This window comes from Aeromonas sp. MTB, assembly GCF_056632455.1.
In genome coordinates, this window is record NZ_CP147026.1 from 833425 (window position 1) to 846046 (window position 12622).

The window sequence follows — 12622 nt, forward strand, 5'->3', positions numbered from 1 at the left end:
CGCAGGGGCGAGAAGCATGATCCGGTGGGAATTATTGGCCGCCAGTCAATCAGGTGCGCTGGTAGATGGCAGGGTTGTAGATCTCCATCAGGCTGTCTGGGCTTGCTGGGGGCGCAAAGCCAAAACCGGCATAGAGGCCGTGAGCATCAGAGGTGGCGAGAGCGAGACGCCGTAATCCCTGCAACTCGGGATGGTCGACAATGGTTGCCACCAGTGCCTTGCTGTAACCCCGGCCGCGGTACTCAGGCAGCACGAAGACATCGGCCAGATAGCCAAAGGTGGCCTTGTCGGTGATGACCCGGGCGAAGGCAACCTGCTGACCGTCGACATAGCCGCCAACGCAGAGGGAGTGGTTGATGGCCCGCACCACAGTGCTGTGGGGAATACCGCGGCACCAGTAGGCCTCTTCGGAGAGAAAACGGTGGATCAGCGGCACATCGAGCCGCCCCTTGTCGTCACTGAGCTCGAGTGGTGGGGGCGTTGCATTCTGCTGCATATTGGCTCCTTGCCGTGCGCTGGAAATGAGAAAGGCCCCTCAAGGGGCCTTCCAGTCTAACCGGATTGGGGCATGAAAACAGTCAGACGAGTTTGAAGGACTGGATCTGGCTGTCGAGCTCCTTGCTGTGCTGCTCGACCAGCTCGGAGGCCTCTTGCAGTTCGCGCAGCACCACGACGGAGCCTTCGGCGATCTGCTTGACCTGCTCCAGATTGCCGCGCATCTCTTCGGCGACCGAGCTTTGTTGCTCGGAGGCGGCGGCGATGTGGCGGTTCATGTCGGCGACACCCTGTACCCGCTGCACTATGGTGGCGAGCTGGGTACCGGCCTGGGTCACCTGTTCCACCCCCTTGTCGGCCTGCTGTACGCTTTGGGCCATCAGCTCGCCAGCCTGATGGGCATTGCCCTGCAGCTGTTCGATCATCTTCTGGATTTCGACGGTGGCGGCCTGAGCCCGGTTGGCCAGCTCGCGAACTTCGGAGGCCACCACGGCAAAGCCGCGACCCGCTTCACCGGCGCGAGCCGCTTCGATGGCCGCGTTCAGCGCCAGCAGGTTGGTCTGCTCCGAGATGCCGCGAATGGTGTCGACCACAGAGCCAATGCGCTCGACCCCCTGCTCCACCTCGTTGACCACGGTGGCGGAGCGTTGGATGTTGCCGGAGAGGGTGTCGATGGTGCTGACGGTGTCGGCGACGCAGCGGCTCCCCTCTTCCGCCAGCTGGCTGGTTTCGGCGGTGGCGTGAGAGGCCTGATCCGCATGGGCGGCCACTTCGCGAATGGCGCCGACCATCTGGCTCATGGCGCTGGCCAGCTGTTCGATCTGGGTGAACTCTTCGTTGATCGCTTCGTTGGCCTCTTCCATGCAAAGGGTCACCTGGGAGGCGATGTCGTTGAGCTCCTTGCAGGCGGCGCGCTGGTTGCCAAACACCTCTTTGAGGTTCTCCTGCGAGTGGGAGACTGCCTTGGCGATGTCACCGAATTCGTCACGAGACTTGAGCAGTACCTTGTGGCTGAGGTCCCGCTTGGCGAAGCGCTCCAGCAGGCCCACCAGATAGTGCACTTGCTTGACCATCAGGCGGGAGCCGGTGAGCAGCAGGATCACGAACAGCAGCCCCATGATGGCGGTCTCCATCAGACCGGTCCAGAGCAGGCGATTGGAGATCGCATCCGCCTTGGCGGGATCGAGCCCTTCGCTGAGCAGGGTCGCTTCCAGATTGTTGGCGTCAAACCAGAGTTTTGTCAGTAGCAGGAGGGTACTGAACACCATCAGCAGCACCACTTTGGGTACCAACCGGATGTTGCTCATTCTTTTCTCCAGCAGGTTCAGCTGCATTGTCATTCTCCTTTTAAAAGCCGTTTTTTCCTTTGCCCTCAGGACTATCGGCATTATCTTCTCTTTTATTAATTTGCACTGTGCTTAAAGTTGGAAAATGTATGCGACATCACTTAACTCATCTGCGGGCGATGGATCTGCTGATGGCATTTCTGTCGATTATCTCGGTTGTGCTGGTGACGGCCCGCTGGTGGGGCCATGAGAGCCTGACACCACAGACCCTGCAGCTCTTCTATGACCTCGACAGTCTGATCTGCTACTTCTTCCTCGCGCACTTTGCTTATGGCTGGATCCGGGCCTCCGATCGCAAGGCCTATTTCAAGGCCAACTGGATCTATCTGCCGGGTAGCCTGCCGATGGCGGAGCAGTTGCGCTGGGCGCGGTTGATCCAGCTTTGGCGGGTCTATCAGCTGTTCAAGGAGCACCCGGATCTCTGGGCCATGTTCCGTCGCGAGCGCAACGAGACCACTCTCTCCGGCATCCTGTTTCTGTTCTTCCTGCTGCTGGGGGTGGGCTCCGGCGTCATGTACTGGATTGAGTCAGGCCAGCCCGGCAGCCAGATTGAGACACCTTACGACGCGTTCTGGTGGACGCTGGTGACCCTCTCGACAGTGGGTTACGGGGATCTGGTGCCCAAGACCGAGGAGGGGCGGTTTGTCGCCAGCCTGCTGATCCTGTTCGGGGTCGGTCTGTTCGGTGCCATCAGCGGTTTTATGGCCAGCCTGTTTTTGCAGCCTAACAAGGGGGATGGCGAGACCGACAAGTGGCGTCATCACTACAACAACCAGCAAGAGGAGCTGCTGCGGGAGATCCGCGCCCTGCGCAGCGAGGTGCAGGAGCTGAAAAACAAGTGAGGCCGCGGACGGGCAAGTTGCGAGGTGACTCGCAACTCTGCGCTCTTTAATCCGGGGGAGGTGCTTTTTCTTTGCTTGTCCTTTAACCTGCTGGCGGCTTAACATTCAACCTCTTGTCCAAACCTGAAAAAGAGAATCGATCGACCATGCGCGCCCTTCTCGGGATTTTTATCTGCTTATGTGCCCAACAGGCACTGGCCGATACCCGTTATGTTTCAGACAACATCTTTACCTATATCCACAATGGTCCGGGTACCCAGTACCGGATCCTTGGCAGCGTCAAGGCTGGTGAACCGCTGGAGGTAAAGGCGGTGAACAGCGAGGCCGGTTTCACCCAGGTGGTGGACGGTCGTGGCCGCGAGGGGTGGATCAAGAACAGCGAACTGCAGAGCCAGATCAGCCTGCGCGAGCGTCTGCCCCAGGTGGAAAAAGAGCGCGATGAGCTTAAAGATCGCCTGCAGAACCTTAACGGTGACAACGAGAAACGCTTCACCGAGAAGGATGGCCAGATCGCTGCCCAGAGCAAGGAGATCGCCGCCCTCAAGGCTCAGCTGGTCAGTCAGGGTGAGGAGATGAGCAATCTCAAAGAGCAGAATGATGCCCTGACCCAGAGCTACGACAACCAGGAGCACGACATGCAGATGGACTGGTTTATCCGTGGTGGTGCCATGGTGGGGGCCGGTATTCTGCTTGGCATCCTGCTGCCGATGCTGCCCCGTCGTCGCAGCCGCGGCGATCGCTGGATGAACTGACTACATCTGGCTGAATGAATTGCTTAGAAGGGTCGCCGTGGCGGCCCTTCTTTTTTTGGGGCGTATTGGGCGGAATGCGTGGCTGCTTTGCGATAGAGCGGCGGCAGATCGTATACAAAATGAAGTCAGATGACCCTCACGCATGCTGGCGTATTAGCTTCAAAAGGGAATTCATGGGGGGAATGAGCGATCTTTGTTAAAGAGTGGCAACAAATTCATTTCATATAGGGTGCAACATTGTATACATTATCGGCGTTTCGGCGGCGCGTCCGCCTTTGTCGATATCAGCCCTAGGGCGTACAGGAAGACCCCATATGTTCAAAGCTACTCAAGTGCTTGCCGCTGACTATATCCCCTCTGATCTGGCCGCCCTGCGCGAAGCCATCACCCAGAACTATGTGGTGGATGAAAATGCCTATCTGGCCGAACTGTCGGCCATGCTGCCGGGGGATGGCGCCTCGCTGGAGCAGGTGACCCAGCGTGCCCGTACTCTGGTGACCAAGGTGCGCAAGGAGAGCGGCTCCGGTGACGGTATCGACGCCTTCCTGCAGGAGTACAGCCTCGATACCCAGGAGGGTATCATCCTGATGTGTCTGGCCGAGGCGCTGCTGCGCATTCCCGATGCCGAGACCGCCGACGCCCTGATCAAGGACAAGCTCTCCGGCGCCAACTGGTCATCCCATTTCCGCAAGAGCGACTCCACTCTGGTTAACGCCTCCACCTGGGGACTGATGCTGACCGGCAAGATCATCAAGCTGGACAAGAAGCTCGACGGCAACCCGGCCAACCTGCTGGGGCGGATGGTCAACAAGCTGGGGGAGCCGGTGGTGCGCTCCGCCATGTATGCCGCCATGAAGATCATGGGCAAGCAGTTCGTGCTGGGGCGCGACATGAAAGAGGCGCTCAAGGCGAGCCGCAAATCCCGCGAGCTGGGTTACACCCACACCTACGACATGCTGGGTGAGTCGGCGCTGACCATGCAGGATGCCGACAAGTATCTGACCGATTATCGCAACGCCATCGAGGCTGTCGGCAACGAGCGGATCAGCGACGGCGGCCCGGCCCCCTCCATCTCCATCAAGCTCTCGGCGCTCCATCCGCGCTATGACGTGGCGAACCGCGAACGGGTGCTCGGCGAAATGTGCGAGCGGCTGGTGGGGCTGGTGCGTCTCGCCCGCGACAAGGATGTGGCCATCAGTATCGATGCCGAGGAGATGGACCGCCTCGAGCTGTCGCTGGATCTGTTTGAGCAGCTCTACCGCTCCGATGCCAACCGCGGCTGGGGCAAGCTCGGCATGGTGGTGCAGGCCTACTCCAAACGCGCCCTGCCGGTACTCTGCTGGCTCACCGCGCTGGCCCGCGAGCAGGGTGACCTCATTCCGGTGCGACTGGTAAAAGGCGCCTACTGGGACAGCGAACTGAAATATGCCCAGCAGGCGGGCCTGCCCGGCTACCCGCTCTTTACCCGCAAGGCGGGTACCGATATCTCCTACCTCGCCTGCGCCCGCTACCTGCTGAGCGAGCCGACCCGCGGCTTTATCGCTCCCCAGTTCGCCACCCACAACGCCAATACCGTGGTCAGCATTCTGGAGATGGCCGGTGATCGCCAGTTTGAATTCCAGCGTCTGCACGGCATGGGCGAGGAGCTGCACAACGCCGTGCTGAGCGACAATCCCGGTCTGCACTGCCGCATCTACGCGCCGGTCGGCGCCCACAAGGACTTGCTGCCCTATCTGGTGCGCCGCCTGCTGGAGAACGGGGCCAACACCTCCTTCGTTCACAAGCTGGTGGATCCCAATACCCCGGTGGACTCGCTGGCCGAGCATCCGCTGCGGACCCTCAAGCGCTACTCCGGCTTTGCCAACGACCGCATTCCGCAGCCGGTGAACCTGTTCAGCGACCGCAAGAACTCCAGCGGCGTCAACATGAACATCCTCTCCATCCAGCGCCCCTTCTTCGCCCGCTTGAAAGAGCTGGAGAGCAAGCAGTGGCTGGCGGGCCCCATCGTCGATGGCGAGACCCTCAAGCGCAGCGAAGCCCGCACCGTGCTGAGCCCGCAGGATGTGAGCCTCACCGTCGGCAAGATCCACTGGGCCGACGAGCAGGCGGTGGAGCAGGCGCTGGCATCCGCCTACGCGGCCTTCCCGCGCTGGCGTGAAACCCCGGTGAGCGAGCGGGCTGCCGCGCTGGAGAAGCTGGCAGATCTGCTGGAAGCGAACCGCGAGCAGTTTGTCTCCCTCTGTACCCGTGAGGCGGGCAAGCTGCTGCAAGATGGCATCGACGAGGTGCGTGAAGCGGTGGATTTTTGCCGCTACTATGCGGTGCAGGCCCGCAGCCTGATGGGGCAGGCGACCCTGCTGCCGGGCTACACCGGCGAGCAGAACGAGCTGTTCCTGCAGGGGCGCGGGGTGTTTGTCTGCATCAGCCCGTGGAACTTCCCGTTGGCGATCTTCCTCGGCCAAATCGCAGCTGCGCTGGCCACCGGCAACACCGTCATCGCCAAACCGGCGGAGCAGACCGGCCTTATCGCCCATCTGGCGGTGACTCTGGCCCATCAGGCCGGTATTCCGGGCGACGTGCTGCAACTGCTGCCCGGTGACGGTGCTACCGTCGGTGCCAAGCTGACAGCGGATCCGCGCATCGGCGGTGTCTGCTTCACCGGCTCCACCGAGACCGCCAAGCTCATCAATATGACCCTGGCCCAGCGCGATGGCGCCATCCTGCCGCTCATCGCCGAAACCGGCGGTCAGAACGCCATGATCGTCGACTCCACCGCCCTGCCGGAGCAGGTGGTGCGGGACGTGGTGAGCGCCGCCTTCCAGAGCGCCGGTCAGCGCTGCTCTGCCCTGCGGGTGCTCTACCTGCAGGAGGAGATCGCAGAGCGGGTGCTGGAGATCCTCACCGGCGCCATGCAGGAGCTGAAAGTGGGCAACCCGGCCGAGCACAACACCGACGTCGGCCCGGTGATCGATGCCGATGCCAAGGCGGGGCTGGATGCCCATTTGGCCCGGATGATCCCGCGAGCTCGCCTGATTGCGCAGGCGCCGATGCCGGCCGCGACCATGGAGGGGCACTTTGTCCAGCCGACCGCACTGGAGATCGGTTCCATCCGCGAGCTGGTCAAGGAGCAGTTCGGCCCCATCCTGCACGTGGTGCGCTACGCCACCCGGGATCTGGACAAGGTGATCGGCGATATCAACGGCACCGGCTACGGTCTGACGCTCGGGATCCACAGCCGCAACGAATCTCACGCCGAGGAACTGGCGAGCCGTATCAACGTGGGCAACGTCTACATCAACCGTAACCAGATCGGCGCCATGGTCGGGGTGCAGCCGTTCGGCGGCCAGGGGCTCTCCGGCACCGGCCCCAAGGCGGGCGGCCCTCACTACCTGAGCCGCTTCGTCACCGAAAAGACCCGCACCATCAACACTACGGCGGTGGGCGGCAACGCCTCCCTGCTGGCGATGGGCGATGCCTGATCCGCGTCGATAGAGGCCGGATACGGGATACCGGATAACAACGGGCCGCCTTCGGGCGGCCTCTTTATTTGCACCATCCGTTTTTTACGAATGGGACAATCGGCCACAGCGGGGTCGTCAGCGACCTGTGCTGGTCGTAAGATGGGAGCCATTCGCGCGGCGTTTGCCCCTTGGCGGGCCCGCCGTAGCCAAGGTTTTGTTTTAACGAGAGTGTTTATCTGATGTCATTAACCGAACAAGCCCGCTGGTTCGTGCTGGGGGGCGATCATCTGGTACTGCTCGATCAGCAGGGAGAGGTGCCACAGGGCAGTAAAGCGTGCCTGCCCACAGCGCTGGCTGACGCCCATTTCGAGCGTTTTGATGAGTGGCAGGGGCTGCCCTGCTATCTGCTCGATCTGGGGGCTGAGGCCGACACGAGCGCCATGAGCCCCATGAGCCCGCTGCGCCAGCTGATGGTGGCGGGGGACGAGGAGGGTTTTCGTCTCGCTGGCCGCGCCTGGCAGCTCGTCACCTTTCGGCGTACCCACCGCTTCTGCGGCGAGTGCGGCGCCCCCATTACCCCGAAGGCAGGGGAGTGGGCGCAGGTGTGCCACCATGGCCATACGGCTTATCCGCGCATTTCACCCTGCATTATCGTGGCGGTGCGCAAGGGGCCGGAGATCCTGCTGGCGGCCCATCGCCGTCACTATCAGGCGGACGATCCCATGTATACCGTGCTGGCCGGCTTTGTGGAGGCGGGAGAGAACCTTGAGCAGTGCGTGGCACGGGAGGTGTTCGAGGAGAGCGGCATCCGGGTGCGCAATGTGCGCTATGTGGCGAGCCAGCCCTGGCCCTTCCCCCACAGCCTGATGATGGGCTTTACCGCCGACTACGAGAGCGGCGAAATCAAGGTGCAGGATGACGAACTGGTCGCTGCCGCTTTCTTTGCCGCCGACCAACTGCCGCGTTTGCCACCCCACGGCACCATTGCCCGGCGGCTGATCGAGTTGTCACTGGCTGGCGAGGGGTAACGGCGCTTATCTTTTCGCCAACCTTTTTGCACTTCATTTTAAAAACGGGGCGCTCTGGTTTGCGCCCCTTCACATCTTTGCAACCGCGCGCCCATTTGCCACGTTTTGGGCAGTCCGCTCCGGTGGGCAAAGTGGTATTATGGTCGCCATTTTATGCGTGATACGAACTCAGGAACTGGGATGAAAGAGCTGAAGAACGATCGATACCTGCGCGCCTTGCTGCGTCAGGATGTAGACATGACCCCGGTATGGATGATGCGCCAGGCTGGCCGTTATCTGCCGGAATACAAGGCGACTCGCGCCCAGGCGGGGGATTTCATGTCCCTGTGCCGCAATGCCGAGCTGGCCTGTGAAGTCACCCTGCAGCCGCTGCGCCGCTACCCGCTCGATGCCGCCATCCTCTTCTCCGACATCCTGACCGTGCCCGATGCCATGGGGCTCGGTCTCTACTTCGAGCAGGGTGAAGGCCCGCGTTTCGAGCGTCCGATCACCTCCATGGCCGACGTGCAGGCGCTGCCCATTCCGGATCCGGAAGATGAGCTGGGCTACGTGATGAATGCGGTGCGCACCATCCGCCGCGAGCTGAAGGGCGAAGTGCCGCTCATCGGCTTCTCCGGCAGCCCATGGACTCTGGCCACCTACATGGTGGAGGGGGGCAGCTCCAAGGCGTTCACCAAGATCAAGCAGATGATGTACGCAGAGCCGCAAACCCTGCACCTGCTGCTCGACAAGCTGGCCGACAGCGTGATTGCCTATCTCAACGCCCAGATCAAGGCGGGTGCCCAGGCGGTCATGGTGTTCGACACCTGGGGCGGCGTGCTCACCCCGCGCGATTACCGCGATTTCTCCCTGCAGTACATGCACAAGATTGTCGATGGCCTGATCCGCGAGCACGACGGTCGCCGTGTGCCGGTCACCCTGTTCACCAAGAACGGCGGTCAGTGGCTGGAGCAGATTGCCGCCACCGGTTGCGATGCGCTGGGTCTGGACTGGACCACCGACATCGCCGACGCCAAGCGTCGGGTCGGCGACAAGGTGGCGCTGCAGGGCAACATGGATCCCTCCATGCTCTACGCCACTCCCGCTCGCATCCGTGAAGAGGTCGCCTCCATTCTGGCCGGTTTCGGTCACGGCAATGGCCACGTCTTCAACCTCGGCCACGGCATCCATCAGGATGTGAACCCGGAGCACGCCGGTGTGTTCGTCAACGCGGTACACGAGCTCTCTGCTCAGTATCACGGTCGCTAAGGCCGGGGTGAGAGAAGAAGAGTTTGTTTGAAATCCGGGGCCGTCAGGCCCCGTTTTACATTGAAATAGGCGCTGCAACGACGAGAAAGTGGCGCCCGTGCAGGAGGCAAGATGAGCAGCAAGTCACTGGATTGGGGTATCGATCTTGGTGGTACCAAGTGTGAATGCGTGGTGCTGGATGGTGACGAGGTGCTGCTGCGCCACCGCATCCCCACCGAGCGGGCTGGCGGTTATGAGCACATGATCGGCCAGATCGCCAAGCTGGTAGCTGAGTGCGCTGAGAAGATTGGTCAACGCCCGACCGTCATCGGCATGGGCACGCCGGGGGCGCGGGATCCGCAGACCGGCCTGATGAAGAACTGCAACACCACCGAGCTCAACGGCAAGCCGTTCAAGGAGGATCTGGAGCACAAGCTGGGTGTGCCGGTGCTGATCGCCAACGATGCCAACTGCTTCGCGCTGGCAGAAACTCATCTCGGTGCAGTGCGCCAGCACCATCCCGATGCGAAAGTGGTGTTCGGCATCATCATGGGCACCGGGGTCGGCTCCGGCATCGTCATCAACGGCCAGATCCTCAACGGCCACCACGGCATCGCCGGTGAGTGGGGCCACAACGTGCTTTCCCCTGATGGCCCCGAGTGCTACTGCGGCAAGCGCGGCTGCGTCGAGACCCTGATCAGCGGTCCGGCGCTGGAGGCTTGGTACGAGGCCAAGGCCAAGCGCCACCTCTCGCTTGCCCAAATCGCGGCTGCCACGGCTCACGATCATGTGGCCAAGCTCACCATCGACCGGCTGCATCTGCTGTTTGGTCAGGCGCTGGCCAACGTGGTCAACATTCTCGACCCGGATGTGATCGTCATCGGTGGCGGGGTGGGCAATGTGCAGAGCCTTTACAGCGCCGGACGGCAGACAATTTTGCCCTTCCTCTTTAATCCCCGCTTCAGAGCCCCCATTATTGCTCCTGCCCTTGGTGACAGTGCCGGGGTATTCGGGGCCGCACTGCTGGCCCGCGGTGAATTCAAGGAGGCCCTGCTGTCGTAGCCGGGGCTCCCGGGCGGCCGGTGCGCCGCCCTGTTGCTGGTTCAAGGAAACGGATTCTCGATGATCAAGATTGCCATCAATGGTTACGGGCGGATCGGTCGCAACGTGTTGCGAGCCCTCTATGAAAGCGGGCGCGACAAGACCATCAAGATCGTCGCCATCAACGAGCTGGCGGCCCCCGAGGCCATGGTGCACCTGACCCGTTACGATACCAGTCACGGTCGCTTCCACCATCCGGTGCAACTCGCGGGCAACAGCATGCTGGTGGGGGAGGATCTCATCTCCCTGTTTGCCGAACGGGATCCGTCAAAGCTGCCGTGGCGGGCGCTGGGGGTGGATGTGGTGCTTGATTGCACCGGGGTGTTTGGCTCGCGGGCCGATGCCGAGCTGCATCTGGCGGCGGGGGCGGGCAAGGTGCTCTTCTCCCACCCGGCGGATGCCGATGTGGATGCCACCGTGGTCTACGGGGTCAATCATCAGGTGCTGACGGGTCGCGAGCGAATCGTCTCCAACGCCTCCTGTACCACCAACTGCGTGGTGCCGGTGATTGAAACATTGCATCGAGAATTCGAGATAAATTGTGGTACTATTACGACAATTCATTCGGCCATGCACGATCAGCAAGTCATCGATGCCTACCACAGTGACTTGCGCCGAACCCGCGCTGCCAGTCAGTCCATCATTCCGGTGGACACCAAGCTGGCAAAGGGGCTGGAGCGTATCCTGCCCCACTTCGCCGGCAAGTTTGAGGCGATCGCGGTGCGGGTGCCGACCATCAATGTAACAGCGATGGATCTCAGTATTACTGTTCGTAAAAAAGTGACAGTTACTGACGTAAATCAAGCCCTGCAACGGGCATCCAGAGGTACATTACACGGTATTCTGGATTACACGGAAGAACCGCTGGTCTCCGTAGACTTCAATCATGATGCACACTCCTGCATCATTGATGGTACCCAGACCCGGGTGAGCGATGCCAACCTCGTCAAGATGTTGATGTGGTGCGATAACGAATGGGGCTTCGCAAACCGGATGCTGGATACCACCCGGGCCATGATGGCCGCAGGCTGAGCCTGCCCCGGGCGAAAGGTTACTGTTTTTAACATTACCTGGAAAATATAGAGGACTGAATATGTCTGTTATCAAGATGACTGACCTGGATCTGGCGGGTAAACGCGTTCTGATCCGTGCTGACCTGAACGTACCGGTAAAAGACGGCAAGGTCACCTCCGATGCACGTATCGTTGCGACTCTGCCGACCATCAAGCTGGCTCTGGAAAAGGGCGCCAAGCTGATGATCACCTCCCACCTGGGTCGTCCGACCGAGGGTGAATACAACGAAGAATTCTCCCTGGCTCCGGTTGTCAACTATCTGAAAGACGCTCTGTCCTGCCCGGTTCGCCTGGCCAAGGATTACCTGGATGGCGTAGAAGTCGCTGCCGGTGAGCTGGTTGTGCTGGAAAACTGCCGCTTCAACAAAGGCGAGAAGAAGAACACCGAAGAGCTGGCCAAAAAATACGCCGCCCTGTGTGATGTCTTTGTAATGGATGCGTTCGGTACTGCTCACCGCGCCGAAGGTTCCACCTACGGTGTTGCTCAGTTCGCACCTATTGCTTGTGCCGGCCCGCTGCTGGCGGGTGAACTGGAAGCGCTGGGCAAAGCCATGCTGAAGCCCGAGCGCCCGATGGTTGCCATCGTTGGCGGCTCCAAGGTCTCCACCAAGCTGACCGTTCTGGAATCCCTCTCCAAAATCGCTGACCAGCTGGTTGTCGGTGGTGGCATCGCCAACACCTTCATCGCTGCTGCCGGTCACAACGTCGGCAAGTCCCTGTGCGAGCACGACCTGATCGACACCGCCAAGAAACTGGCTGCCGAGACCAACATTCCGGTGACCACCGACGTGGTTGTAGGTGCCGAGTTCTCCGAGTCCACTCCGGCCACCATCAAGTCTGTTAACGATGTGACCGACGGCGACATGATCTTCGACATCGGCCCGGATTCTGCCAAGGCTCTGGCTGACATCATCATGAACGCCAAGACCATCCTGTGGAACGGTCCGGTCGGTGTGTTCGAGTTCGACCAGTTTGCTGAAGGCACCAAGGTTATCGCTGAAGCCATCGCTGCTTCTCCGGCCTTCTCCATCGCTGGCGGTGGCGACACCCTGGCTGCTATCGACAAGTTCGGCATCGCTGACAAAGTCTCCTACATCTCCACTGGCGGCGGCGCCTTCCTGGAGTTCGTAGAAGGCAAGGTACTGCCGGCTGTTGCGATTCTGGAACAGCGCGCCAAAGCCTAATTGACCCGGAACGGGGGGCAAAAGCCTCCCGTTTCGTTTATCATGTGCCCGCTGTGCCGGTTCATGATGAACCCCCCATTTTTTATTAACGGCATACGAGACAGGACGATTAA

10 protein-coding genes are annotated in these 12622 nt (G+C 61.0%); 8 read left to right on the plus strand and 2 right to left on the minus strand.

Features of this window, described 5'->3' with window-relative positions:
• Positions 1-49 precede the first annotated feature (49 nt).
• Both WBR25_RS03980 and WBR25_RS03985 read right to left on the minus strand, forming a co-directional pair.
• Positions 50-496: a GNAT family N-acetyltransferase gene (locus tag WBR25_RS03980; protein WP_374996468.1), complete on the minus strand. Its 447-nt coding sequence runs from the start codon at positions 494-496 to the stop codon at positions 50-52.
• An 82-nt stretch (positions 497-578) separates the two neighbouring features.
• Positions 579-1829, minus strand: coding sequence for a methyl-accepting chemotaxis protein (locus tag WBR25_RS03985; RefSeq protein ID WP_005335445.1), 1251 nt, complete (start codon positions 1827-1829; stop codon positions 579-581).
• 101 nt (positions 1830-1930) lie between these two features.
• Between WBR25_RS03985 and WBR25_RS03990 the strand changes: the two genes are divergently transcribed.
• The 8 genes from WBR25_RS03990 (at position 1931) to WBR25_RS04025 (ending at position 12509) form a co-directional block, all read left to right on the plus strand.
• Positions 1931-2683 (plus strand): potassium channel family protein, encoded by a 753-nt coding sequence (locus tag WBR25_RS03990; protein ID WP_005354446.1) that lies wholly within the window; start codon positions 1931-1933, stop codon positions 2681-2683.
• 146 nt (positions 2684-2829) lie between these two features.
• A complete protein-coding gene (locus WBR25_RS03995) occupies positions 2830-3435 on the plus strand; it encodes a TIGR04211 family SH3 domain-containing protein (protein WP_255912634.1) in 606 nt (201 codons plus the stop codon).
• Between the two features lie 314 nt (positions 3436-3749).
• Complete coding sequence (gene putA, locus WBR25_RS04000; RefSeq protein ID WP_479749440.1) at positions 3750-6914, plus strand: bifunctional proline dehydrogenase/L-glutamate gamma-semialdehyde dehydrogenase PutA; 3165 nt, start codon at positions 3750-3752, stop codon at positions 6912-6914.
• 221 nt (positions 6915-7135) lie between these two features.
• Positions 7136-7924, plus strand: a complete 789-nt coding sequence (nudC, locus tag WBR25_RS04005; protein ID WP_479749441.1) for an NAD(+) diphosphatase — start codon at positions 7136-7138, stop codon at positions 7922-7924.
• 180 nt (positions 7925-8104) lie between these two features.
• Complete coding sequence (gene hemE, locus WBR25_RS04010; RefSeq protein WP_005335440.1) at positions 8105-9172, plus strand: uroporphyrinogen decarboxylase; 1068 nt, start codon at positions 8105-8107, stop codon at positions 9170-9172.
• A gap of 111 nt (positions 9173-9283) precedes the next feature.
• Positions 9284-10213 carry an ROK family protein gene (locus WBR25_RS04015; RefSeq protein ID WP_421265493.1) on the plus strand — a complete coding sequence of 310 codons (930 nt, stop codon included), beginning with the start codon at positions 9284-9286 and terminating at the stop codon, positions 10211-10213.
• A 60-nt stretch (positions 10214-10273) separates the two neighbouring features.
• On the plus strand, positions 10274-11284 hold the full coding sequence (gene epd / locus WBR25_RS04020; protein WP_042080032.1) for an erythrose-4-phosphate dehydrogenase: 1011 nt from the start codon (positions 10274-10276) through the stop codon (positions 11282-11284).
• A gap of 61 nt (positions 11285-11345) precedes the next feature.
• Positions 11346-12509 (plus strand): phosphoglycerate kinase, encoded by a 1164-nt coding sequence (locus WBR25_RS04025; protein WP_429028220.1) that lies wholly within the window; start codon positions 11346-11348, stop codon positions 12507-12509.
• Positions 12510-12622 lie beyond the last annotated feature (113 nt).

Excerpts from the sequence above, each read along its gene's own strand:
- WBR25_RS04015 (WP_421265493.1), top strand. The coding sequence starts at position 9,284 with ATGAGCAGCAAGTCACTGGATTGGGGTATCGATCTTGGTGGTACCAAG.
- hemE (WP_005335440.1), top strand. The coding sequence starts at position 8,105 with ATGAAAGAGCTGAAGAACGATCGATACCTGCGCGCCTTGCTGCGTCAG.
- WBR25_RS03990 (WP_005354446.1), top strand. The coding sequence starts at position 1,931 with ATGCGACATCACTTAACTCATCTGCGGGCGATGGATCTGCTGATGGCA.
- epd (WP_042080032.1), top strand. The coding sequence starts at position 10,274 with ATGATCAAGATTGCCATCAATGGTTACGGGCGGATCGGTCGCAACGTG.
- WBR25_RS03980 (WP_374996468.1), bottom strand. The coding sequence starts at position 496 with ATGCAGCAGAATGCAACGCCCCCACCACTCGAGCTCAGTGACGACAAG.
- putA (WP_479749440.1), top strand. The coding sequence starts at position 3,750 with ATGTTCAAAGCTACTCAAGTGCTTGCCGCTGACTATATCCCCTCTGAT.
- WBR25_RS03995 (WP_255912634.1), top strand. The coding sequence starts at position 2,830 with ATGCGCGCCCTTCTCGGGATTTTTATCTGCTTATGTGCCCAACAGGCA.
- WBR25_RS04025 (WP_429028220.1), top strand. The coding sequence starts at position 11,346 with ATGTCTGTTATCAAGATGACTGACCTGGATCTGGCGGGTAAACGCGTT.
- nudC (WP_479749441.1), top strand. The coding sequence starts at position 7,136 with ATGTCATTAACCGAACAAGCCCGCTGGTTCGTGCTGGGGGGCGATCAT.
- WBR25_RS03985 (WP_005335445.1), bottom strand. The coding sequence starts at position 1,829 with ATGCAGCTGAACCTGCTGGAGAAAAGAATGAGCAACATCCGGTTGGTA.